Consider the following 507-nt stretch of genomic DNA (forward strand, 5'->3'; position numbering starts at 1 on the left):
TCCCGCAACACCTCACGCCAAAAGCCCAGCTCACGACTCTCGAACCCATCCGACTCCAGCACCTCACGCTGCCACAACGTGAAATCCCCGTACTGCACCGGCAACTCCTCCCACACCGGCACACCACCCGCCGACCGCGCCCCGTACGCCACCGAAAGATCCCGCACGAACGGACCCACCGACCAGCCGTCAAAAGCAATGTGATGCACCACCACCACCAACACATGCTCCCTCTCACCCACCTCCAACAACACCACCCGCAACGGCACCTCACACACCAGATCGAACCCACGCCCCACCAGAGCAGCCACACACCCCGCCACCCCACCAGCCCCCGCCCCCACCACACGCAACCCACCCGGCCACGCCACCTCCACACCCAACACCCGCTGCCACGGCACCCCCTCCACCACCGGAAACACCGTCCGCACACTCTCGTGCCGCCCCACCACATCACCCACCGCCGCACCCAACGCCACCACATCCAACTCCCCCACCAGACGCAGG

1 protein-coding gene is annotated in these 507 nt (G+C 66.7%); it reads right to left on the reverse strand.

Going from position 1 to position 507, the window contains the following annotated elements; translation table 11 throughout:
- A partial coding sequence (locus ADK64_RS08025) for a condensation domain-containing protein (RefSeq protein ID WP_159046191.1) occupies positions 1 to 507 on the reverse strand: 507 nt, incomplete at both ends.

The organism is Streptomyces sp. MMG1121 (assembly GCF_001280015.1).
Lineage (GTDB): Bacteria > Actinomycetota > Actinomycetes > Streptomycetales > Streptomycetaceae > Streptomyces.